General features: G+C 37.3%; 19 protein-coding genes, 2 rRNA genes and 4 pseudogenes. 17 read left to right on the plus strand and 8 right to left on the minus strand.

Going from position 1 to position 24,291, the window contains the following annotated elements:
* Positions 1-225: 225 nt before the first annotated feature.
* The 5 genes and pseudogenes from DQN24_RS03885 to rpsO all read left to right on the plus strand — a co-directional run bounded on the left by DQN24_RS03885 (position 226) and on the right by rpsO (position 7,354).
* A 23S ribosomal RNA gene (locus DQN24_RS03885) occupies positions 226-3,124 on the plus strand.
* Positions 3,125-3,322: 198 nt separating this feature from the next.
* A 5S ribosomal RNA gene (gene rrf / locus DQN24_RS03890) occupies positions 3,323-3,438 on the plus strand.
* Between the two features lie 287 nt (positions 3,439-3,725).
* Positions 3,726-3,974 (plus strand): annotated as a pseudogene (locus DQN24_RS03895) (heme utilization protein HutZ); the annotation flags it as partial.
* Between the two features lie 41 nt (positions 3,975-4,015).
* Positions 4,016-6,906: pseudogene (locus DQN24_RS03900) on the plus strand (TonB-dependent hemoglobin/transferrin/lactoferrin family receptor).
* Positions 6,907-7,084: 178 nt separating this feature from the next.
* Positions 7,085-7,354, plus strand: a complete 270-nt coding sequence (gene rpsO, locus DQN24_RS03905) for a 30S ribosomal protein S15 (protein WP_021035622.1) — start codon at positions 7,085-7,087, stop codon at positions 7,352-7,354.
* Between the two features lie 136 nt (positions 7,355-7,490).
* Here the strand turns inward: rpsO and DQN24_RS03910 are convergent.
* Both DQN24_RS03910 and DQN24_RS03915 read right to left on the minus strand, forming a co-directional pair.
* Positions 7,491-7,628: pseudogene (locus DQN24_RS03910) on the minus strand (iron-sulfur cluster carrier protein ApbC); the annotation flags it as partial.
* A gap of 258 nt (positions 7,629-7,886) precedes the next feature.
* Complete coding sequence (locus DQN24_RS03915) at positions 7,887-10,121, minus strand: TonB-dependent hemoglobin/transferrin/lactoferrin family receptor (protein WP_111695417.1); 2,235 nt, start codon at positions 10,119-10,121, stop codon at positions 7,887-7,889.
* Positions 10,122-10,412: 291 nt separating this feature from the next.
* On the opposite strand from DQN24_RS03915, the pseudogene DQN24_RS09075 reads away from it, so the two are divergent.
* Positions 10,413-10,877: pseudogene (locus DQN24_RS09075) on the plus strand (IS3 family transposase); the annotation flags it as partial.
* 219 nt (positions 10,878-11,096) lie between these two features.
* Here the strand turns inward: DQN24_RS09075 and DQN24_RS03925 are convergent.
* The 5 genes from DQN24_RS03925 to rpsP form a co-directional block, all read right to left on the minus strand.
* Positions 11,097-11,726, minus strand: a complete 630-nt coding sequence (locus DQN24_RS03925; RefSeq protein WP_021035620.1) for a glutathione S-transferase family protein — start codon at positions 11,724-11,726, stop codon at positions 11,097-11,099.
* A 409-nt stretch (positions 11,727-12,135) separates the two neighbouring features.
* Entirely contained in the window at positions 12,136-12,486 is a 351-nt protein-coding gene (rplS, locus tag DQN24_RS03930; protein ID WP_021035619.1) for a 50S ribosomal protein L19, read from the minus strand.
* A 36-nt stretch (positions 12,487-12,522) separates the two neighbouring features.
* Entirely contained in the window at positions 12,523-13,263 is a 741-nt protein-coding gene (gene trmD, locus DQN24_RS03935; RefSeq protein WP_021035618.1) for a tRNA (guanosine(37)-N1)-methyltransferase TrmD, read from the minus strand.
* 37 nt (positions 13,264-13,300) lie between these two features.
* Positions 13,301-13,828, minus strand: coding sequence for a ribosome maturation factor RimM (gene rimM / locus DQN24_RS03940; protein WP_021035617.1), 528 nt, complete (start codon positions 13,826-13,828; stop codon positions 13,301-13,303).
* Positions 13,829-13,872: 44 nt separating this feature from the next.
* Positions 13,873-14,121: a 30S ribosomal protein S16 gene (gene rpsP / locus DQN24_RS03945; RefSeq protein ID WP_021035616.1), complete on the minus strand. Its 249-nt coding sequence runs from the start codon at positions 14,119-14,121 to the stop codon at positions 13,873-13,875.
* Positions 14,122-14,413: 292 nt separating this feature from the next.
* Here rpsP and DQN24_RS03950 point away from each other — a divergent pair, with 292 nt between their 5' ends.
* The 5 genes from DQN24_RS03950 to DQN24_RS03970 all read left to right on the plus strand — a co-directional run bounded on the left by DQN24_RS03950 (position 14,414) and on the right by DQN24_RS03970 (position 19,812).
* On the plus strand, positions 14,414-15,187 hold the full coding sequence (locus tag DQN24_RS03950; RefSeq protein ID WP_021035615.1) for a hypothetical protein: 774 nt from the start codon (positions 14,414-14,416) through the stop codon (positions 15,185-15,187).
* Between the two features lie 22 nt (positions 15,188-15,209).
* Positions 15,210-17,021, plus strand: coding sequence for an NAD nucleotidase (nadN, locus tag DQN24_RS03955; RefSeq protein WP_111695418.1), 1,812 nt, complete (start codon positions 15,210-15,212; stop codon positions 17,019-17,021).
* 278 nt (positions 17,022-17,299) lie between these two features.
* Positions 17,300-17,842, plus strand: a complete 543-nt coding sequence (gene aroK / locus DQN24_RS03960) for a shikimate kinase AroK (RefSeq protein ID WP_021035613.1) — start codon at positions 17,300-17,302, stop codon at positions 17,840-17,842.
* A 19-nt stretch (positions 17,843-17,861) separates the two neighbouring features.
* Positions 17,862-18,950, plus strand: a complete 1,089-nt coding sequence (aroB, locus tag DQN24_RS03965) for a 3-dehydroquinate synthase (RefSeq protein WP_005626439.1) — start codon at positions 17,862-17,864, stop codon at positions 18,948-18,950.
* A 1-nt stretch (position 18,951) separates the two neighbouring features.
* Positions 18,952-19,812: a Dam family site-specific DNA-(adenine-N6)-methyltransferase gene (locus DQN24_RS03970; RefSeq protein WP_021035612.1), complete on the plus strand. Its 861-nt coding sequence runs from the start codon at positions 18,952-18,954 to the stop codon at positions 19,810-19,812.
* A gap of 32 nt (positions 19,813-19,844) precedes the next feature.
* On the opposite strand, the gene mobA is transcribed toward DQN24_RS03970, so the two are convergent.
* Positions 19,845-20,423 carry a molybdenum cofactor guanylyltransferase MobA gene (gene mobA, locus DQN24_RS03975; RefSeq protein ID WP_021035611.1) on the minus strand — a complete coding sequence of 193 codons (579 nt, stop codon included), beginning with the start codon at positions 20,421-20,423 and terminating at the stop codon, positions 19,845-19,847.
* 64 nt (positions 20,424-20,487) lie between these two features.
* Between mobA and DQN24_RS03980 the strand changes: the two genes are divergently transcribed.
* From DQN24_RS03980 to DQN24_RS04005, 6 genes are all read left to right on the plus strand, one after another.
* Entirely contained in the window at positions 20,488-20,754 is a 267-nt protein-coding gene (locus tag DQN24_RS03980) for a YihD family protein (protein WP_021035610.1), read from the plus strand.
* A 12-nt stretch (positions 20,755-20,766) separates the two neighbouring features.
* Positions 20,767-21,384: a thiol:disulfide interchange protein DsbA gene (dsbA, locus tag DQN24_RS03985; RefSeq protein WP_021035609.1), complete on the plus strand. Its 618-nt coding sequence runs from the start codon at positions 20,767-20,769 to the stop codon at positions 21,382-21,384.
* A 61-nt stretch (positions 21,385-21,445) separates the two neighbouring features.
* Positions 21,446-21,781, plus strand: coding sequence for a DUF413 domain-containing protein (locus DQN24_RS03990; protein WP_050847672.1), 336 nt, complete (start codon positions 21,446-21,448; stop codon positions 21,779-21,781).
* A 143-nt stretch (positions 21,782-21,924) separates the two neighbouring features.
* Entirely contained in the window at positions 21,925-23,016 is a 1,092-nt protein-coding gene (trmA, locus tag DQN24_RS03995; protein WP_111695419.1) for a tRNA (uridine(54)-C5)-methyltransferase TrmA, read from the plus strand.
* Positions 22,998-23,771: a class I SAM-dependent methyltransferase gene (locus tag DQN24_RS04000; protein WP_111695420.1), complete on the plus strand. Its 774-nt coding sequence runs from the start codon at positions 22,998-23,000 to the stop codon at positions 23,769-23,771. The genes trmA and DQN24_RS04000 overlap by 19 nt, the downstream gene beginning before the upstream one ends.
* Positions 23,765-24,199: a SoxR reducing system RseC family protein gene (locus DQN24_RS04005; protein ID WP_111695421.1), complete on the plus strand. Its 435-nt coding sequence runs from the start codon at positions 23,765-23,767 to the stop codon at positions 24,197-24,199. The genes DQN24_RS04000 and DQN24_RS04005 overlap by 7 nt, the downstream gene beginning before the upstream one ends.
* The last annotated feature ends 92 nt before the right edge of the window (positions 24,200-24,291 follow it).

Genomic DNA, 24,291 nt, shown 5'->3' on the forward strand with positions numbered 1-24,291 from the left:
TGGAAACAAGCTGAAAACAAGAGATTTTCGAGAGAAAGTCTGAGTAGGCAAGACAGGAAAGTGAGAGGAGGGAACTGAGAAGGAAACTCTAAAAACAAAACCTGTTTTGCATAAAATCTTGATTGAACAAAAGCAATCAAGTGTTTAGTTGAATGAAAATACGCATCAAATTGACCGTACTTTGAAGTGAAAACTTAAAGTGATTGAAAACATTTGAGGTTGTATAGTTAAGTGACTAAGCGTACAAGGTGGATGCCTTGGCAATCAGAGGCGAAGAAGGACGTGCTAATCTGCGAAAAGCTTGGATGAGTCGATAAGAGGCGTTTAATCCAAGATATCCGAATGGGGAAACCCAGTAGATGAAGAATCTACTATCAACAAGTGAATACATAGTTTGTTGAGGCAAACCGGGAGAACTGAAACATCTAAGTACCCCGAGGAAAAGAAATCAACCGAGATTTCGTCAGTAGCGGCGAGCGAAAGCGAAAGAGCCAGTAAGTGATAACAGTATGGTTAGGAGAATGTGTTGGGAAGCACAATCAAAGAGGGTGATAATCCCGTATCTAAAAACCATATTGTGGTACTAAGCTAACGAGAAGTAGGGCGGGACACGTGATATCCTGTTTGAAGAAGGGGGGACCATCCTCCAAGGCTAAATACTCCTGATTGACCGATAGTGAACCAGTACTGTGAAGGAAAGGCGAAAAGAACCCCGGTGAGGGGAGTGAAATAGAACCTGAAACCTTGTACGTACAAGCAGTGGGAGCCCGAAAGGGTGACTGCGTACCTTTTGTATAATGGGTCAGCGACTTATATTTTGTAGCGAGGTTAACCGAATAGGGGAGCCGAAGGGAAACCGAGTCTTAACTGGGCGAATAGTTGCAAGGTATAGACCCGAAACCCGGTGATCTAGCCATGGGCAGGTTGAAGGTTGGGTAACACTAACTGGAGGACCGAACCGACTAATGTTGAAAAATTAGCGGATGACTTGTGGCTGGGGGTGAAAGGCCAATCAAACCGGGAGATAGCTGGTTCTCCCCGAAATCTATTTAGGTAGAGCCTTGAGGTGACACCTTTGGGGGTAGAGCACTGTTTCGGCTAGGGGTCCATCCCGGATTACCAACCCGATGCAAACTACGAATACCAAAGAGTGATACTCAGGAGACACACGGCGGGTGCTAACGTCCGTCGTGGAGAGGGAAACAACCCAGACCGCCAGCTAAGGTCCCCAAGTCTATATTAAGTGGGAAACGAAGTGGGAAGGCTTAGACAGCTAGGATGTTGGCTTAGAAGCAGCCATCATTTAAAGAAAGCGTAATAGCTCACTAGTCGAGTCGGCCTGCGCGGAAGATGTAACGGGGCTGAAATATAGCACCGAAGCTGCGGCATCAGGCGAAAGTCTGTTGGGTAGGGGAGCGTTCTGTAAGCGGATGAAGGTTAATCGAGAGGTTAGCTGGACGTATCAGAAGTGCGAATGCTGACATAAGTAACGATAAAACGGGTGAAAAACCCGTTCGCCGGAAGACCAAGGGTTCCTGTCCAACGTTAATCGGGGCAGGGTGAGTCGGCCCCTAAGGCGAGGCTGAAAAGCGTAGTCGATGGGAAACAGGTTAATATTCCTGTACTTGGTAAAGCTGCGATGTGGGGACGGAGTAGGTTAGGTTATCGCACTGTTGGATATGTGCGTTTAAGTTGGTAGGTGGGAAGTTTAGGCAAATCCGGGCTTCTATTAAACACTGAGAGATGATGACGAGGCTCTACGGAGCTGAAGTAACTGATACCACACTTCCAGGAAAAGCCACTAAGCGACAGGCTTTACTAAACCGTACTGAAAACCGACACAGGTGGTCAGGTAGAGAATACTCAGGCGCTTGAGAGAACTCGGGTGAAGGAACTAGGCAAAATAGCACCGTAACTTCGGGAGAAGGTGCGCCGGCGTAGATTGTAGAGATTTACTCTCGAAGGTTGAACCGGTCGAAGTGACCCGCTGGCTGCAACTGTTTATTAAAAACACAGCACTCTGCAAACACGAAAGTGGAGGTATAGGGTGTGATGCCTGCCCGGTGCTGGAAGGTTAATTGATGGTGTAATCGCAAGAGAAGCACCTGATCGAAGCCCCAGTAAACGGCGGCCGTAACTATAACGGTCCTAAGGTAGCGAAATTCCTTGTCGGGTAAGTTCCGACCTGCACGAATGGCATAATGATGGCCAGGCTGTCTCCACCCGAGACTCAGTGAAATTGAAATCGCCGTGAAGATGCGGTGTACCCGCGGCTAGACGGAAAGACCCCGTGAACCTTTACTATAGCTTGACACTGAACATTGAATTTTGATGTGTAGGATAGGTGGGAGACTAAGAAGTAGTCACGCCAGTGATTATGGAGTCATCCTTGAAATACCACCCTTTAACGTTTGATGTTCTAACGAAGATTGCGGAACGCGGTCTCGGACAGTGTCTGGTGGGTAGTTTGACTGGGGCGGTCTCCTCCCAAAGCGTAACGGAGGAGCACGAAGGTTTGCTAATCACGGTCGGACATCGTGAGGTTAGTGCAATGGTATAAGCAAGCTTAACTGCGAGACAGACAAGTCGAGCAGGTACGAAAGTAGGTCATAGTGATCCGGTGGTTCTGAATGGAAGGGCCATCGCTCAACGGATAAAAGGTACTCCGGGGATAACAGGCTGATACCGCCCAAGAGTTCATATCGACGGCGGTGTTTGGCACCTCGATGTCGGCTCATCACATCCTGGGGCTGAAGTGGGTCCCAAGGGTATGGCTGTTCGCCATTTAAAGTGGTACGCGAGCTGGGTTTAGAACGTCGTGAGACAGTTCGGTCCCTATCTGCCGTGGGCGTAGGAGAATTGGTTGGGGCTGCTCCTAGTACGAGAGGACCGGAGTGGACGCACCACTGGTGTTCCGGTTGTGTCGCCAGACGCATTGCCGGGTAGCTAAGTGCGGAAGAGATAAGTGCTGAAAGCATCTAAGCACGAAACTTGCCAAGAGATGAGTTCTCCCTGTCTTTAAGACAGTAAGGGTTGTTTAAGACGAAGACGTAGATAGGTCTGGTGTGTAAGTGATGTGAGTCATTGAGCTAACAGATACTAATTGCCCGAGAGGCTTAACTATACAACGCTCAAGTGTTTTTGAGAAAAGAGCGAAAGAGAAGAGTAGACAAACAACTTAAATATAGAAGACTTAATAGAAAGGAAAAATAGAAAGAAAATCGAGTTCAGCTTGTTGCCGATAAGAAGAAGAGAGACGAAAAGCGAAAAAAGTGAAGTCGTAAAAGAGAAGAAACAAAGAGAGAAGTTATTAAAGAATTATCCCGGCGGCGATAGTGCGGTGGAACCACCTGAGACCATACCGAACTCAGAAGTGAAACGCTGTAATGCCGATGGTAGTGTGGGGTTTCCCCATGTGAGAGTAGGGCACCGCCGGGTTATCAAATAAAAATCTAAATCACATAAAAAAAGAAGAACCCCAGTCGAAAGGCTGGGGTTTTTTCTATCTTTAAATTTTAAAAAATTAGTAGAACACTCTTTGTGTCTGCCGATATCTCAATAGCAATACTGGGCAGGGATACCTCTTATCCTTACATCAGTACCTTATTTACTAAGATAGAATAAAAAATAATCAATTTGCTCTCATTATAATGAGAGTGTTTATTCCTGTAAAGGAATAAACAAACATCTTGTAAATAATGAACTTAAATCAGGAGAAAAGTGTACGTCGTTTATCTTTTGATGCGGTTGCGCGTGTTGTCGAGAGAGAAAGTGAAGAATGGCATTCTGGCGTTGAGGCACTCAAAGCAAGACATGGTGCATTAATGGATGAATTGTCTCGGATGAAAGATTTTCATTTGTTTAGTTTCAAACCCTCACAAGGGTTATTTGTAAAAGGTTTTGGTCAAGCTTTCCAAGTGAGTAATGATGATTTAGTGAGCTTTGTTTACTTGGTTGAAGGACACCAAGAATAAGTTTTGTCAACTTTTTAGGGTATTTACGTGAGGTTAGGAAAATGCGTACAACAACAGTAAAATTTTCTGCAATTACATTAGCATTATTGAGTTATTGTGGGGTCATTTTGGCGGATAGTCATCAAGAGACGACTGAACTTGATACGATTACCGTTTCTTCTCAACAAGGTGAGATGAATATTAAAGAGAAAAAAGTCGGTGAAACTGTGAAAACGGCGAGTCAATTGAAACGCCAGCAAGTACAGGATAGTCGTGATCTTGTGCGCTATGAAACCGGAGTGACTGTGGTAGAAGCTGGACGTTTTGGTTCGAGCGGTTATGCCATTCGTGGTGTGGATGAGAACCGAGTGGCAATTACAGTAGATGGCTTACATCAAGCAGAAACCCTTTCTTCTCAAGGCTTTAAAGAATTATTCGAAGGTTACGGCAATTTTAACAATACCCGAAATAGTGTGGAAATTGAGACGTTGAAAGTCGCTAAAATCGCGAAAGGTGCTGATTCTGTAAAAGTAGGTAGTGGTTCTTTGGGAGGCGCTGTACTTTTTGAAACAAAAGATGCCAGAGATTTCCTGACTGAAAAAGATTGGCATATCGGCTATAAAGCGGGCTACTCAACGGCAGATAATCAGGGATTAAATGCTGTGACTCTTGCAGGTCGCTATCAAATGTTTGATGCATTGATTATGCATTCTAAGCGACATGGACATGAATTAGAAAATTATGACTAAAATGGCAGAGATATTCAAGGGAAAGAAAGAGAAAAAGCGGATCCTTATACAATTACGAAAGAAAGTACATTAGTGAAATTCTCTTTTTCGCCAACAGAAAATCATCGTTTTACAGTCGCTTCTGATACTTATCTTCAGCATTCCTGCGGACATGATCTTTCATATAATCTTGTTGCAACAACATATATTCAGTTAGATGAGAAAGAATCTCGTCATGCAAATGATTTGACAAAACGTAAAAATGTTTCTTTTACTTATGAAAACTATAGCATAACTCCATTTTGGGATACGCTAAAATTGAGTTATTCACAACAAAAGATCAGAACAAGAGCAAGAACAGAAGATTATTGTGATGGTAATGAAAAATGTGATTCTTATAAAAATCCATTAGGGCTTCAGTTGAAAGATGGCAAAATTGTTGATCCAGAGGGAAATAAGATTACTTTAAAAGGAACAGGATTTAATACAGAAATAGTTGATAAAAATGGTAACCCATTTCCTACGACATCTGGTACTAATAATGCAGCATTTAGTAATAATATTCAGTTAGGACCTAAAGAATTTTGGTTAGATTGTTCTCTTTTTGATTGTACTCAGCCATTTACTGTTTATAACTATTAAAATGGTCAATATACGCCAAAACAAGTTGAGTTATCTGAAGAAATCACTGTCAATGGTAAATTATATAAAACAGCTAAAGAAGAAAGAGGTGTTAGGAACTATTTAATTTTACCTAATTCAAAAGGTTATTTACCATATGATTACAAAGAAAGAGATCTTGATTCAAATACAAAACAAATCAAATCAATTTGGATTTAACAAAAACATTTTCGACTTTTAATATAGAAAATGAATTATTATACGGTGCCATTTATTCACGTACAGAGAAGAAAATGGTTAATAAAGCAGGTTACGATGGGAGAAATCCTACATGGTGGGCTGATAGAATTTTAGGGAATAGTACGAATTGTAACTATAATGGACTGAAATGTCCTCGTCATGAACCTTTAACTTCTTTCTTAATTCCAGTAGAAGCGACAACCAAGTCTCTATATTTTTCAGATAATATCAAATTACACAACATGTTGAGTGTAGATTTAGGTTATCGTTATGACGATATTAAATATCAACCAGAATATATTCCTGGTGTAACACCTAAAATTGCAGATGATATGGTGAAAGGTATTTTTATTCCATTACCTAAAGGAGAAAAAGTTAAAATAGGAAATTATGAAACAACAAAAGCATTGACCCCAGAACAAATTCGTAAGAATGCGGAGGAAAATATTGCTTATATTGCACAAGAAAAACGCTTTAAGAAACATTCTTATTCTCTTGGTGCAACGTTCGATCCTCTGAATTTTTTACGAGTACAAGTAAAATATTCAAAAGGGTTTAGAGCCCCGACTTCAGATGAACTTTATTTTACCTTTAAGCATCCAGATTTTACGATTTTACCGAACCCCGTGTTGAAACCAGAGGAAGCAAAAAATCAAGAGATTGCATTAACAGTGCACGATAATTGGGGATTTGTTAGCACAAGTGTTTTCCAAACAAAGTATCGTCATTTTATTGATTTAGCGTATTTAGGTCCAAGAAATTTATCTAATTCTGTAGGTGGTCAAGCACAAGCAAGAGATTTCCAAGTCTATCAGAATGTAAACGTAGATCGCGCAAAAGTGAAAGGCGTTGAGATTAATTCTCGCTTGAATATTGGTTATTTCTTTGAGAAGTTAGATGGTTTTAATTTAAGTTATAAATTTACTTATCAAAGAGGACGTTTAGATGGTAATAGACCAATGAATGCAATTCAACCAAAAACCTCTGTTATTGGATTAGGGTATGATCATAAAGAGCAGATATTTGGTGCAGACTTATATGTAACCCATGTTAGTGCGGAGAAAGCTAAAGATACTTATAATATGTTTTATAAGGAACAAGGTTATAAAGACAGTGCAATTAGATGGCGTAGTGATGACTATACGTTGGTTGATTTTGTTACTTATGTAAAACCAGTTAAAAATGTGACTTTACAGTTTGGTGTATATAACTTGACTGACCGTAAATATTTAACTTGGGAGTCTGCTCGTTCAATTAAGCCATTTGGGACAAGTAACTTGATTAATCAACAAACAGGTGCAGGTATTAATCGTTTTTATTCACCAGGTAGAAACTATAAATTGAGTGCAGAAATTACGTTTTAATTAAACTAGAGAAAGCCTGTTTAGCAGGCTTTCTTTTTTTGCTCAAAGTTTACGGTGAGTTTTTATAAAGATTTTATTGCTTTTATCCTCATCAATGCTAAAATTCATACTCCTTGTCGTGGCTGAATTAGAGATCGGCTAGCGATGTATGTTTAACTTAATTTTTAGGAGTTATCAAATGTCTCTAAGTACGGAAAAAAAAGCAGCAATCGTTGCTGAGTTTGGTCGTGATGCAAAAGATACTGGTTCATCAGAAGTGCAAATCGCTTTATTAACTGCACAAATCAACCATTTACAAGCTCACTTTGCTGAACATAAAAAAGATCACCATGGTCGTCGTGGTTTATTGCGTATGGTTTCTCGTCGTCGTAAACTTTTAGATTATTTAAAACGTACTAATCTTGAGCTTTACACTTCAACTATCGCTCGTTTAGGTTTACGTCGCTAATTTCGATTAGGATATATACCCTAAAAAAGCCCTCAATATTGAGGGCTTTTTTTGTTATCTTGTATTAATAAAATTTTTATAAAAGTCACCGCACTTTTCTGGAGTTAAATGTAAGTGCGGTCGATTTTAGCAAATTTTATTTCACTTCCTTAAACATGATCTCACTTGGAATTACTGAACCTTGCCAGTAAAGTTCTGAGGCAACTTTTTCGGCTAATTGCATAAACGATTGGGCAATATCGCTTTCAGGTGCGGCGACAACGGGTGATAATCCCGTACGCGAAAGTATGGTAGTGGAACTAAGCTAACCAAAGAATACTAAAATTAGTATAGGGGATTATACCTATTATCTCTACATTCTTTAATGATGTATTTATCTTAATATATCTCCTATATTAAGATAAATTTTCTGTAAATTTTTTTCAAAAAAGTATATTTATGATTAATCTTGTATAATGGACATTATAGTTAGGTTTTGCCTAATTATAGTTATGATAAAGCCCGATTAGATTCAATCGGGCTATTATTTATTCTAAAATTTCTGAGATAGGCTAAATTTGATATTCCTACCTGTTCCAGAAGCCAATTCGCCTAGATAAGGGTTGTATGCTCGATTGAATAAATTATCCACTGTAATCTTAATATTCATACCTTTAATTTTTGCAGGGCTCCAAGAAAGGAATAGGTTATGTAGGCTGTATCCTCTTGAAGCTGGTAATGACCAATATGATGCTTTGGGGTCTCCAGACGATGGCGATCGATCTTGTTTTCTTACAAACTCAGCACGCCAACCTACTGTGAGATAATATTTTGGAACATTGAAACCTAAAGTAGCAGTTGCCTTTCTAGGGGGAATTTCTGCAATCCATGTTGAGGTTTTACCCCATGGGTTTCTTGGTGAGGTGTCACGTTTTCCTTTTACATAAGAATATGTTAGCTCACCAAATAAATAAGTGGATTGATAATAAGCTTCTAACTCTACGCCTTGAATAACATAACCTGGCAAATTACGATAATTTCCAATGATTTTAGGACAAACACTATTATTGGTATCTGCAGCATTGCCTACACAATTAACTCCTCTGGTTTTAAATATTTCATTTTTACCACGGTGGTAAAAATAAGTAGTTCTAAATTGAAAAGCATCATTTTCCTGAAATAGATGATTGAGAGTAATAATTCCACCCACTCTGGTTTGATTAATCATTTCTTTTTCTAAATTTAAAGAGGTTGCAGGCACAGAAGATTGCTTAGATTGCGTCTCATACTGTTCATCAATAACAGGTGCACGCCAAGTTTTACTAAAATTCGTAAATAAACTTAAATAATGATTTACATCATACTTAAGACCTAAATAATAAGACCAACCATTATAATTTTTCTGGCTATAATTATGCCCTGCAGAGATATCATTATATCGTGGCGCTAAATTTTTCTGCCCTATATTATTGATATGGTCATATCTTATCCCTCCTGTAAAGAGGAAATTCTGCCATTTTATTTGATCTTGTAAATAAAATGCTTGTGTATACTGGCGTCCAGAAGGCATATAATAAGGCTGAAAATAGCCATAATTATAGTCCACTTTTTTCACTTTACCTTTATCGTATATTAAAGTATTTCTTGTGTTTTTTAACCATTGTAAACCATACAATAGTTCATGCTCAGAAGTTTTGATATTAAAAGTACTTGTGTTATTTATATCAAAAGTAAGATCTGAATAAGCTATCCAGCTTTGATTACCTAAGCTGCTACCAAATACTGAAGATGCTTCTTTGGGACGCATATCATTTTGTATGGTTTTACTATAGCTGAATTGAGTAGATAAGTTAATCCATGGATTATTTTTAGGTAGGTAGTGGTATTTTAATGTGTAATTTTTATCTTTTTGATCTCGATAAACCAGTTTACGTTTCCAAGCAATATCAGTGCCATAACGCATTATATCATCTGAACTTGGTTTAGGTAAAATATCTCTTTTCGCTGCGAAAGGTTCCCACCCTTTATGAATGCCATAAACACTGGATAAAGTTAATAAATGTTCAGGAGTAATTTGCCAATTTACTTTTATTAATCCAGTTTTTTGATTATTTTTTGAAAAAAGAATTTTGCTATTGTCTGGTCTTTTATAATCGCCAGCATTTCTTACAGAACCAAATAATAATAAATCAATATTTTTTTGTTCATTTTGTAAAACTAGTGCAGTGCTATAAGTTTTTTGGTTATTATTGCTATTATTTCCATACTTTAACAAACCACCTATTTTCTGGTTTTCTTGCAAGAAATCCCTAGCATCCTTAGTTTCAAATTTTACAGTTCCAGCAAAACCACCATTACCATATTGAGGAGAATAATTTCCTTTATCCACAGTTACTTTTCTTAACAATTCGGGTTCAATAAAAATAGAACCCTGTTGGTATTTTTCAAAACTTTTTGTAGCTCCATCTAACTGAACTCTAACATCTTCAGCGTCACCCATTCCATTAATATTTAATGTTTGTCCGCCAGGGCGAAAACCACCTGCCATATTCACACCTGGCAAAATATTAATTAAATTCGCTGCATTGTCAGCTTGTTGTTGTTCGATATTTTTCTGTTTTAATACTGAACGACCAGGTAGTTTATTACTATCCTCGTCAGTGTTCACAATGATAGGTAATAACTCCTCTCTATTAGAATTAGAAGAATTTTGCTTTGCGGTTACATTGAGTTGAATACTTACAAAGGTGACTAATAAAAAGATACGTTTATTAATTATAATATTCATATGCCCCTTAAATCTTAATAATAATTATTTATATTTATTATAAATTTAACGATGATAAAAAACAAGATATTTTTACTTATATAAATTAATTGTAAGATGACGGATAAAAAAGATAAATGTCATAATCTATGAACAATGGATTTAGTTGTAAAAGATGTATTTAAAAATGAATTTCTAGAAAAATAGTGAGTTTACAGATAAAAATACCATATAAATGGTAAAATGACCCATATTTGATCTGCACCCAAAAAATTAGACTAAATCAGCAACTAACTAAGATGCAGATTTTTTATAGCCAAATACAACACTCTTTTCAAACAACAAGTCATCGAATTTTATATTCAAAATGGTAAAAATCATTCACTCATCCGTAAAAATTTTCAACTTGACAGCAGAACATTGCGAGATTAGATTAACCAGTTTAATCATAGTAGAATCAATGGGTTAGCTGTGCTGGGTAAGAAGCGAAATTACTCACTTAAATTTAAACTTAACGTGATACAAACGGTTAAAAATGGGCAATTTTTTGTAGAAACTTCCTGTTTATACTTTGGTATTGCTAATCAGCTTGTTATTATCCGATGGTTACAAGTCTTTGAAAAAAAGTATAAATGGCTTAATACCCAAACATGGAGGTTTCTTAAACATGGAACCTAAATACCTTAAAATTGCCATCCAAACCGAACCACTGAAGATGAACGTTTGAAATATTGGATTTTGGAGCTGGAAGCAAAGAATGTCATTCTAAAAAAGATGAAAGGCATCTTTGGATGATTAAAAACGGAATGTATTACGGTGAACGATTTGAGACGTTTGAAGAACTGGAAAAAACGCTCTAGGAGTATATTTATTATTACACCATGAGCGTATTCAGGATATACTAAAAGGACTAAGTTATGTGAATGATAGAACTCAGTCTTTGAATTAAATAAGTCTAACTTCTTGTGGAAGATCAAAGATACGGGGCATTATTGTTTATACTTTTAGTTCTTCAATTTTTCTCACATTTTCGATAGCTTGATCAGCCTCAATGCGTTGTATAAAAGCTGAAAGTTGAGTTAAGTGGCTGAAATCTATGCCTACTGCTCGACACCAATTTAGCATAATGTAAAGATACGCATCGGCAACTGAAATCGATTCGCCAAAATAGATATGGCTTTCTAAATGTTCATTTGCGACTGCAAGTTGATCTAAAATTTGCTCTACTGATAGCTGGCGAATAGTGTGTGAGAGTGTTTCGTTATCTTTCGCATAGTTTGGTAAACGGAATAGAGGCACAAAAGATTTATGAATATCCGCATTAAAAAATGCTAACCAGCGAGCGGCTTTGGCTTTATCACGTACCGTTTTGCTACCGAATAATTTTGAATTCGGATAAAGTTCATCTAAATAGTGCAAAATTGCTTGATTTTGCGATAGAACTAAATCGCCATCAACTAATACGGGTACTGCCCCGCGTGGATTCAATGATAAAAATTCAGGTGATTTAATTAACTCACGCGTGACAGCTTCAAATTCATAATCCGCATTTTCACGTATTTTTACCCACTCTAATGCCACATGTGGAACAAATGAGCACGCACCAATTAAACCATATAATTTCATAAAATACTCCTGTTGGTTTATGATCTATTGATGGAATTATACTGTTTTATACGAGGAATATCTAATTTATTGAAATTGCTTCTTACTATTTTTTTAATCGTAAAGTGAACTAATAATTTAGTTACTTTGATATATTTTTTAGAGTAATGCCTTAGATATTGATGTCAATTGAAAGATAGATTTTTATGATTTAAGCACGAAAAATAAGGATTGAGGGAGTATAATAATTACATATTTATGAGTATTTGGAATATTTGCTAATTATTTTTGAATTTATAAGATGATAGTATACGGAATGTTAATGGAGTTCATGATATATAGGTGATACCTTTAGAAGACAGAACGTTAGGATACTAAAAAAACCTTGGGACATCCCAAGGTTTTTTAGATTATCATTAAATATAATGAATTATGCACCCAAACGCTCTTTAATACGAGCTGATTTACCTGAACGTGCACGTAAGTAGTAAAGTTTAGCTTTACGTACCGCACCTTTACGTTTAACTGCGATAGAATCTACAGCTGGAGAGTGAGTTTGGAATACGCGCTCAACGCCTACGCCATTAGATACTTTACGTAAAGTGAATGCTGAGTGCAAGCCTCGGTTACGAATTGCAATAACCACGCCTTCGAATGCTTGCAAACGACGTTTGCTACCTTCAACTACCCATACTTTAACTTCTAAAGTATCACCTGGGCGGAAGCTAGGTACATTTTGTTTTAATTGTTCTTGTTCAAGTTGTTTGATAATGTTAGACATTGTTTGATCCTTTATTGATCCTAGATGTAACTGAAACTAACTGTTATGCTCGGCTTGCACCTCTTTTAACAGTTTACGTTGTTCGTCAGTCAGAGCTAGGCTTTCTAAGAGCTCAGGGCGTCGGAGCCACGTTCTTTGTAGCGATTGTTTTAATCGCCATTTCCGAATTTCTTCGTGATGTCCCGACATCAGCACGGACGGTACAGTTAATCCTTCTAACACTTCTGGTCTAGTGTAATGTGGGCAATCTAATAAACCATCTGCAAAAGAATCTTCTTCTGCGGAGGCTTGCTTGCCTAATACACCGGGAATAAAACGTGCAACAGCATCAATTAATGTCATTGCCGGCAATTCCCCACCGGTCAGAACGTAATCGCCAATTGACCATTCTTCATCGATTTCAGTTTGAATCAATCGCTCATCAATACCTTCGTAACGTCCACATACCAAAATCAATTTCTGATTTTGAGCAAGCTCGGTTACGCCGCCTTGATCGAGTTTACGTCCTTGTGGCGAAAGGTAAATCACCTTTGCGCTTTCTCCTGCCGCTGCTTTCGCAGCATGAATCGCATCCCGTAAAGGTTGCACCATCATCAGCATTCCCGGACCACCACCATAAGGACGGTCATCCACGGTTTTATGCTTGTCGAATGTAAAATTTCTAGGATTCCAACATTCTACTTGCAGAAGATTATGTTTTACGGCTCTACCTGTAACCCCAAATTCCGTAATCGCTTTAAACATTTCGGGGAATAATGAAATCACCCCTATCCACATAAAAAGCCTACTACATTACGTTTGTGCATACTTGAGATTAGAAACCAGCGTCCCAATCCACTTCAATTGTTTTCGTGGTGAGATCGACTCTTTTAACTACTTGTTCATACAAGAACGGAATTAACCGCTCTTGTTTTCCAAAAGCATCTTTGGTATTGGCTTTAACCACTAACACATCATTAGAACCTGTTTCCATCATCTCTGTTACCATTCCCATTGTATAACCTTCTAAGTTTACGACTGAACAACCGATTAAATCGTGCCAGTAATAATCGCCCTCTTCCAGTTTTGGGAATACAGATAAATCCACACCAATTTCAATATTCGCTAAAATTTGTGCTGCTTCACGATCATCAACGCCTTTTAATTTAACGATGATTTCGTGATTATGATAACGCCAGTTTTCTAATTCAATTGATTGCCATTCGCCTTTGATTTTTAAAAACCAAGGTTGATAATCAAAAATGCTTTCAGCTTGTTCTGTTGATGAATAAATACGTAACCACCCACGAATACCGTAGGTTGAGCCTAATTTGCCCACAACTTCAATATGTTGTTGTTCCATATTTCTCACCTATCTTCGTTTAAGAACTAAATCAAAAAGCAAAATTATGCTGCTTTTTGAGCTTCTTTTACCAAAGTTGCAACACGATCAGAAAGTGAAGCACCTTGAGCAACCCAGTGATTTACACGCTCAAGATTAATGCGAAGACGTTCTGCGTTACCCTGTGCGATTGGGTTGAAGAAACCTACACGCTCAATGAAGCGACCGTCACGAGGTGAACGGCTGTCAGCTACTACGATTTGATAAAATGGACGTTTTTTAGCTCCGCCACGAGATAAACGAATGGTTACCATAACCTTCCTCTAAATGTTTAATTACTAAAAGAATATTCTCAAATTCGAAAGTTATTTAAGAATATAGCTTACTTTTTTCTCTGTATATATAGACAAAAAGCCTGAGAATTTTATACTTTTCAAGCAAAATTGCAAGTTTTGTGTGCATAAAAGTAGGTTATATTCCTCTTAATTATCATTCACAATTTATTTTATTTTGCGATATAATACGAGGCATTCAGCTGTTTTAGGTTAAATTTACGCGTATAGCGGTATTTTACATTAATAAAATATCAGTTAAATGAGGTTTATTATGAAAATTGGTTTTCATTCTGTGTTAATTGGATTGGCATCATTTATTGGTGTTCAACAAGATGTCATAGCTAATCCATCTTCTCATCAATCAATATCTACTGAATCAGCTGAGGCTTTGAAGCAACAATTTTCAATAGCTTTAGCTAAACAAGACAAACAACAAATTACAAATTTACAAAAAAAACTGACCGCACTTTTTTCTTTACCTCCCCAATTTCTTGATAATCAGATCCAAATAAGCGAAAAAATCCTCACTCGCATTTTTAAAACAGATAAAAATCTCACTCCTAAATTTCTTGATTACTTATATTTTGAGCCGATAAATACTGGCGATGCTAATTTAATTCAGGAAATGAAGAAAAACTTATTGGTATCTTTTTTAGCAAATGAGCAAGCAAAAATTTATATTCGTCAAACAGATAATTCGGAGCAATTTGTTCAGGCTTTAATGGAGCGGGGAGCGAAAGCAGATCAAATTATATTATTGTCTTTGAATGCCAAAGATATATTTCAAAAAATGATTGAACAAATGCGTCAAGATTTTCCTAATCAAACTATTTTTCCGATTACTGAAAATCGTGTAAGTTTGATTACTCCTTCTTCTGAAATTAAGCCTCGCCTTGCTTTAGCAAATATGATGTTCAATCTCCAATTTAAAGGTGTGGAAGTTGATGATTTTTCGTATCTAGATCAACCTCGAGAAAATTTACAGCACAATAATGATGCAATTCGTTACAAAACCTTTCAAGCAATGCTAGAAGGTTTAAATTAATCCCTTATCAACAGGAGTTTTTATGCTTTTATCCAAAAAATCAGCCACCTTTGCACTCAGTGCATTCGCGATGCTTTTCACTAGTGCAGCTCTTGCCAAAGAAGCACCACAAGCTCACAAAGCTGTGGAATTAAGTATTTTGCACATTAATGATCACCATTCTTATTTAGAACCACACGAAACACGGATTAATTTAAATGGTCAGCAAACCAAAGTGGATATTGGTGGTTTTTCTGCTGTCAATGCAAAACTTAACGAATTGGGTAAAAAATACAAAAATCCATTAGTACTGCATGCAGGTGATGCCATTACTGGTACACTTTACTTTACGCTGTTTGGCGGTTCTGCAGATGCTGCAGTGATGAATGCAGGTAATTTCCATTATTTTACTTTGGGTAATCATGAATTTGACGCGGGTAATGAAGGGTTATTAAAACTGCTTGAGCCATTAAAAATCCCTGTGCTTTCAGCTAATGTGATTCCTGATAAAAGTTCAATTTTGTATAACAAATGGAAACCTTACGATATTTTCACAGTGGATGGAGAAAAAATTGCCATTATCGGTTTAGATACCGTGAAGAAAACAGTGAATTCCTCTTCTCCTGGTAAGGATGTGAAGTTCTATGATGAAATTGCTACCGCACAAATTATGGCAAATGCTTTAAAACAACAAGGCATTAATAAAATCATTTTACTTTCACACGCTGGAAGTGAAAAAAATATCGAAATTGCTCAAAAAGTAAATGATATTGACGTTATTGTTACTGGCGATTCACATTATTTATACGGAAATGATGAATTACGTGGTTTAAAATTGCCAGTAATCTATGAATATCCCCTTGAATTTAAAAATCCAAATGGCGAACCAGTATTTGTAATGGAAGGCTGGGCTTATTCTGCTGTTGTGGGTGATTTAGGTGTTAAATTCAGTCCTGAAGGTATTGCGTCTATTACTCGTAAAATTCCTCACGTGTTAATGAGCTCTCATAAACTTCAAGTGAAAAATTCTGAAGGTAAATGGGCTGAATTAGCTGGCGATGAACGTAAAAAAGCACTTGATACTTTAAAATCAATGAAAAGTATTTCACTTGATGATCACGATACGAAAACCGATAAGCTTATTGCTAAATATAAAAGTGAAAAAGATCACTTAGCACAAGAAATTGTGGGCGTCATCACTGGTTCTGCAATGCCAGGTGGTTCAGCAAACCGTATCCCAAATAAAGCAGGTTCAAATCCTGAAGGTTCTATTGCAACACGTTTTATTGCAGAAACAATGTATAACGAACTCAAAACGGTGGATTTAACCATTCAAAATGCAGGTGGTGTGCGTGCAGATATTTTACCAGGCAATGTGACTTTTAATGATGCTTATACTTTCTTACCTTTCGGAAATACGTTATATACCTACAAAATGGAAGGTTCGTTAGTGAAACAAGTGCTTGAAGATGCGATGCAATTTGCTTTAGTTGATGGCTCTACAGGCGCATTCCCTTATGGCGCAGGCATTCGTTATGAAGCGAATGAAACACCAAATGCGGAAGGTAAGCGTTTAGTGAGTGTTGAAGTCTTGAATAAACAAACCCAACAATGGGAACCGATTGATGATAACAAACGTTATCTTGTCGGAACAAATGCTTATGTTGCAGGCGGTAAAGACGGTTACAAAACCTTTGGTAAATTATTTAATGATCCAAAATATGAGGGCGTTGATACCTACTTACCTGATGCAGAAAGTTTCATAAAATTTATGAAAAAACACCCGCACTTTGAGGCTTATACTTCATCAAATGTGAAGTTTAATGCTTCAACTGATGCGTTACCTAAAAAATAAAATTGAAAAATAGGCTAAAAATAGCGCGTACTTAATGCGCTATTTTTGTTATTAGTCTGAGGCTTGAAGACTTCATAGATGATTGAGAATTTTAACTATTCCATATTTAGATGATTTCTCGTAGAAAATAAATTCCCTATAAAGGTTGAAAAATAGGGTAATTTATTGCGATAATCTACCCCATTTTTTGGGAGATCTTTCTATCTTCTGCATTTTTACGCAGTTTATTTTCATTAGAAATGATCGCATTTTATTTCACTTTTATTAGATAAAGAACAATGGCGGAAAAACGTAATATTTTTTTAGTAGGGCCAATGGGGGCGGGTAAAAGCACTATCGGTCGTCAATTAGCACAACAGCTTAATATGGATTTTATTGATTCCGATGCAGTGATTGAAGAGCGTACGGGCGCGGATATTAGCTGGATTTTTGATTTGGAAGGCGAAGACGGCTTCCGCAAACGTGAAGAACGCATTATTAACGAACTCACACAAATGCAAGGTATCGTTCTTTCAACTGGTGGTGGCGCAGTGCTTTCTAAGGAAAGCCGTAACTATTTATCAGCACGCGGTATTGTGATTTATTTAGAAACGACGGTGGAAAAACAATTCCAACGTACTCAACGTGATAAAAAACGTCCATTGCTTCAAGATGCAGAGAATCCTCGTCAAGTATTGGAAGATTTAGCAAAGACTCGCAACCCGTTTTATGAAGAAATTGCGGACATCACGTTGCCAACCGATGAACAAAATGCCAAAGTAATGGTAAATCAAATTGTTGATTTAATTGATAATATGACTGGACTAAATGGTTCGCTTTAAACACACCTAAGGATAAATTATGTTGTGCGTCAATGTGGAATTGCAAGAGCGTCGCTATCCTATTTTAATTGGTAGTGGCTTATTGCAAGATGAACGTAGTTACCCGATTAAACGTGGGGATCGCGTGATGATTGTAACGAATCCCACGGTTGCACAGTTTTATCTTGATACAGTTATCTATGCGTTAGAAAAACGTGGTTGCGTGGTCGATCATGTTTTATTGCCAGATGGCGAAAAATACAAAACACTTGAATCTTTAAACTTAATTTTCACCGCACTTTTGCAAGGTAATCATGGACGAGATACCACGATTATTGCATTGGGAGGCGGCGTAATTGGCGATGTTGCTGGATTTGCTGCGGCAAGTTATCAGCGCGGCGTCCGTTTAATTCAAATTCCAACCACATTGCTTTCACAAGTGGATTCTTCAGTGGGCGGTAAAACGGCGGTTAATCATGAATTAGGCAAAAATATGATTGGCGCGTTCTATCAGCCATCAATGGTTATTATTGATACGCTCACGCTTAATACCCTTCCTAAACGTGAAGTAAACGCGGGGCTTGCCGAAGTTATCAAATACGGTGCCATTTTAGATTACGAATTTTTTGAATGGCTAGAACAACATATTGATGAACTTGTCGCTTTGCATCCTGAGGCACTTCAACATTGTATTTCTCGTTGTTGCCAAATTAAAGCAGATGTGGTCGCGAGAGATGAAACAGAAAAAGGCGATCGTGCATTGCTCAATCTTGGACATACTTTTGGGCATGCCATTGAAACTCATCTAGGTTATGGAAACTGGCTTCATGGAGAAGCTGTTTCAACGGGAATGATGATGGCAGCGGCGCTTTCTGAAGAACTTGGAGATATTTCTATTGCAGATGTGTCTCGCCTTGAAAAATTACTTGCTCGTGCCAATTTGCCCACCGTATCACCGGATACAATGCAGCCAGAAGACTATTTACCGCATATGATGCGTGATAAAAAAGTTCTAGCGGGTAAATTGCGTCTGGTGCTACTCAAATCTCTAGGTCAAGCTTATGTGGCGAATGATACCGATCATACCCTCGTGTTAAATGCAATTCGTCGTTGTACTCAAACGGATTAAGATGTTACGTCCGAAAAAACAATCTTTAAAACCTAAGTTAAAACACCGTCCATTTTTAAAATGGGCGGGGGGAAAATTTCGCTTAACGGACGATATAAATAAAGCCTTTCCAAATAAAAAAAACTGCTTAATTGAGCCATTTGTGGGTGCTGGAGCAGTATTTCTTAATTCTAATTTTGAACGCTATATTTTGGCAGATATCAACCCAGATTTAATCAATCTATTCAATATTATTAAAGAAAATGTAGAGGGGTATATTGAAGCTTGTAAACCGATTTTTTTTGCTGATGATGCCAATACACCCGATTATTACTATGATAAACGTCGTCAATTCAATGCTTCTACGGATCCTTTCGAACGTTCGATTATTTTTTTATATTTGAACCGTTTTGGTTTTAACGGATTATGCCGTTATAACAACAAAAATGAATTTAATGTGCCTTTTGGGGCTTACAAAACTCATTATTTTCCAGAAGATGAATTACGTTATTTTGCGCATAAAGCGCAAAGTGCGGTGTTTTTATGCTGTGATTTTCAAAAAACTTTTGAATTTGCCGATAAAGATTCGGTGATTTATTGCGATCCACCTTATGCTCCGCTACAACAGGATACTAATTTTACTGGTTATGCGGGCAATGAGTTTGGTTTGATACAGCAACGTGCTTTGGCAGATTTAGCGAAATCTATACAAAAAGAAAAACAAATTCCGATATTGATTTCTAATCACGATACTAAATTTACCCGTGAAATTTATAACGGTGCAAAATTTAAACGGGTAAAAGTTCAACGTTCTATTAGTCAGAATTCAGAAAAACGCGTAAAAGTGAAAGAATTGATTGCGATATTTGGTGCTCGTAAATAATAAAAATAAACCGCACTTTTGTTAGTGTTTGGTTAGATGACTGTTTTCTTTAAATCATCCAGCGTATTAAAATTCTCGAAGTTGCCTTCTTCTTGCGCAAAATTTACTGAAATCCCGTCATTTTCTTTCATAAACTGTAAAAGGCGTCGTTCACCCGATGCTAAATAGTGTCGTAATTGTTCTTTTAGTTGAACGGACATTAAACAAAAAACGGGATGTTCACGTTCCTCATCGCAAGCATAAGCAATGAAAGTGCGGTGATTTTCAACCGCACTTTTAAGTTTATCTAAAAGATTAGTTGGGAAAAAAGGCGTATCACAAGGTGTAAAAAGGATGAAGTCGCTTTTTGTCTTTTCTAGGGCTGTTAGCATGCCGCTCAATGGCCCTTGAAAATCGGGCAGTTCATCGGAAAAAACAGGAAAGCCAAATTTTGCATATTCTGTTTGACTTCGGTTAGCGTTAATTGAAATATCATGAACTTGTGGCTGCAAGCGATTAATAACATGTTGAATTAAAGATTGTTTACCTAAAATCTGTAATCCTTTATCTTGCTCGCCCATTCTGCGTGCTTTGCCACCTGCCAAAATTACCGCACTTATTGTAATTGTCATATTTTAATCTATCGTTATTTCAAGTATCATTTGCCTATTTTTTACGATTAAAAAGGAAATAGCAATGAAATGTAAGCGTTTAAATGAAATTTTGGAACTTTTACAGCCTTATTGGTCTAAAGACCCAGATCTGAGCTTAATGGAAATTTTGCAAAAAATTGCCAATGAATCAGGTTTCCAAAAGCCATTACATGAATTAACCGATGAAGTGATTATTTATCAGTTAAAAATGGATGGTACAGATAAACATGAGCCAATTCCTGGTCTCAAAAAAGATTACGAAGAAGATTTTAAAACCGCATTGCTCTGTGCTCGCGGTATCATTAAATAAGAAGGAAAGCAAATGAAAAAAGTATTACTTGCGTTAGGTTTAGGTGTTAGCACGCTTATGTCTGTAAATAGTTTTGCCGCAGATTTACAAGAAGGCAAACAATATGTTCAAGTGAGCCAACAAGCTTCACAACAAAAAGAAGTGATTGAGTTTTTCTCATTCTACTGCCCACATTGTTACGCCTTTGAAATGGAATACAAAATTCCACAACAAGTCGAAGATGCTTTACCAAAAGATGTGAAATTTAAACAATATCATGTAAATTTCTTAGGTCGTCAATCTGAAAACTTAACGCGCGCTTGGGCGTTAGCAATGGCATTAGGCGCAGAAGGTAAAGTAAAGGCTCCATTATTTGAAGCAGCTCAAAAAGATGCCTTGAAATCAATGGATGATATTCGAGCTATTTTCTTATCGAATGGTGTAACCGCCGAGCAATTTGATGGTGGCATTAATAGTTTTGCAGTAAATGGTTTAGTTAATAAACAAGTAAATGCCGCAGAACAATTTAAAGTGCATGGCGTACCTGATTTTTATGTCAATGGTAAATTCCGCGTAAACCCTGAAGGGTTAAATTACGATGATTTCGTGAAAGATTATGTGCAAACCGTAAAAGGTTTATTGCAAAAATAACGAAAAATTGGTTTAATGCCAGCCCTATTTTGTAAATATTAATGAAAGAAGAGAGAATATTATGGCTGCAAGTTTTAGCGTAACGCGTCGTTTCTTTGACGACAAAAACTACCCACGTGGTTTTTCCCGTCACGGTGATTACACAATCAAAGAATCACAGGTGCTTGAGCAATATGGTCAAGCGTTCAAAGCATTGGATTTAGGGGAACGTGAGCCAGCGACTAAAGAAGAAAAAGATTTCGTCGCTTTTTGCCGTGGCGAGCGTGCAGCAGAGACTTTCTTTGAAAAAACTTGGAATAAATATCGCTCTCGTATTAACACTAAAAAACGTGTTTACACCTTATCTGGTGATGTGAGTGAAGCTGCTTCTAGCGGAGATGATTATTCCGGCGAATAAGATACATTAAATAAGGCAGGCGGAAGTCTGCCTTTTGTTTTTGAATAGCTTGTGAAATATCGCGTAATTCACGGCTGATAACTTTATTCTCCTATCTTTGTATGAAAGATTCGTCTTCATACACCCTATGAATACTAATTTCTATGCAATTACCGATTTCTCAATACAACGAACTGCTACAAAAAAAACTTGAAAAATTAACCGCACTTTTGCGTCCTTTCAATGCACCTGATATTCAAGTGTTTGACTCTCCAACAAGTCATTATCGTATGCGTGCGGAGTTTCGTATTTGGCACGAGCAAGATGATTTTTACCATATTATGTTTGATCAAGCGACCTTGCAGCGTTATCGCGTAGATGAATTTCCAATCGCTAGCACACTGATTAATCGAATGATGCAAACCTTATTACCCTTGTTAAAACAACAAGAAGTGCTACACAAAAAATTATTCCAAATTGATTACCTTAGCACCTTGAGTAATAAGATTATTGTGAGCTTGCTTTATCATAAAACACTCACTGAAGAATGGGAAAGTGCGGCTAAAAATCTGAAAGATTTACTCGAAAAGCAAGATTTTAATGTGCAAATAATCGGGCGTGCCAGCAAACAAAAAATCTGCTTAGATCAAGATTATGTAGATGAAATTTTATCTGTGAATGGCAGAAATTATGTTTATCGTCAAGTCGAGAATAGTTTTACCCAGCCAAATGCAACGGTAAACTGCAAAATGCTTGAATGGGCAATTGATTGTACGAAAAATAGTAAAGGGGATTTGTTAGAACTTTACTGCGGAAATGGTAATTTTTCTATCGCACTTGCACAAAATTTCCGTAAGGTATTAGCAACAGAAATCGCCAAACCTTCTGTAGCCGCCGCACAGTTTAATATCGCTGAAAATAAAGTCGATAATTTACAAATTATTCGTATGTCAGCAGAAGAATTTACGCAGGCTATGAATGAGGTTCGAGCCTTTAATCGATTGAAAGGGATCGATTTAAAATCTTATGAATGTAATACCATTTTTGTCGATCCACCTCGTGCAGGGCTTGATCCTGATACAGTGAAACTTGTACAAAATTACGATCGCATTTTGTATATTTCCTGTAATCCACATACGCTGTGCGATAATCTTATTGAACTATCAAAAACGCACCGCATTGAAAAAGCAGCGTTATTTGACCAATTCCCTTATACAGATCATATGGAAAGCGGCGTATGGCTCATTCGCAAGTAGGTATTCAACTAATTTCTGGATCTCCAGAAAAAACATTAGCAGAATTGACCGCACTTTGTGCTGAACACAACATTATTCATGATGAACAAAGCCCACTTGCACTTGTTCAAACCGATGAACGTTTAGAGCTTCGTAAACTAGACGAACCTAAACTCGGGGCGGTTTATGTTGATTTTGTAGGAGGCACAATGGCTCATCGTCGTAAATTTGGTGGCGGACGTGGAGAAGCCGTAGCAAAAGCAGTAGGGATTAAAGGTTCGGCATTGCCAACCATTATTGATGCAACAGCAGGTTTAGGACGTGATGCCTTTGTGCTGGCGTCGATTGGCTGCCAAGTCCGTTTAGTAGAACGTCATCCTATTGTTTTTTTACTTCTACAAGATGGTTTAAATCGTGCTTATCAAGATGAAGAAATCGGCGAGATGTTGCAACAAAATTTGCGCTTGCTAAATATTCATCATATTAATGAACTTGATCCTAATGCTGATTATGCCGATGTGGTTTATCTCGATCCAATGTATCCGCATAAACAAAAATCTGCGCTAGTAAAAAAAGAAATGCGCGTATTCCAGTATTTAGTCGGAGCTGATTTAGATGCTGATGAATTGCTTTTACCTGCACTACAATTAGCTAAAAAACGTGTGGTCGTGAAGCGTCCTGACTATGCAGAATTTCTTGGTGGAAAACAACCGCACTTTAGCCGTGAAACGAAAAATCATCGCTTTGATGTTTATATGGGAGCATCCCAATGCTAAGAGAAAGTGCCGTTGTTATTAGCTATGAAAATGGCATTGCCAAAGTGAAATGCCAATCTCAAAGTGCTTGTGGACAATGTGCTGCCAAAAACAGTTGTGGAACATCAAGCCTTTCCGAATTAAACGGTAAACGTGGCGAGCATATTTTTCATGTGGAAACATTAATGCCATTACGCGAAGGTCAAATTGTTGAAATTGGATTAGAAGAAAAGTCGATGTTGTTGTCCGCATTATTGATGTATGTTGTACCGCTTCTAACTTTACTGATTGCGACGATGTTGTCCGATTGTATCAGCGATAATGAAATCCTGCGTTCCATTTTAATCTTTGGATTAACCGCACTTTCTTTTATTTTTGTAAAATCTTATAGTAGAAAATTAGGGCAACAAACAGAATTTCAGCCTGTTTTATTGCGCATATTATCTTAAGTTTTTTATTCGCTTTTTATTATTTCTGCGATCTAGATCGCAAACTATAAAGCTAGTTGAGTAATTCTCTTTCTATTCCAGCAAAATTTCTC

Origin of the sequence: Haemophilus influenzae (assembly GCF_900475755.1) — a bacterium.
Classification (GTDB): Bacteria; Pseudomonadota; Gammaproteobacteria; order Enterobacterales; family Pasteurellaceae; genus Haemophilus; species Haemophilus influenzae_D.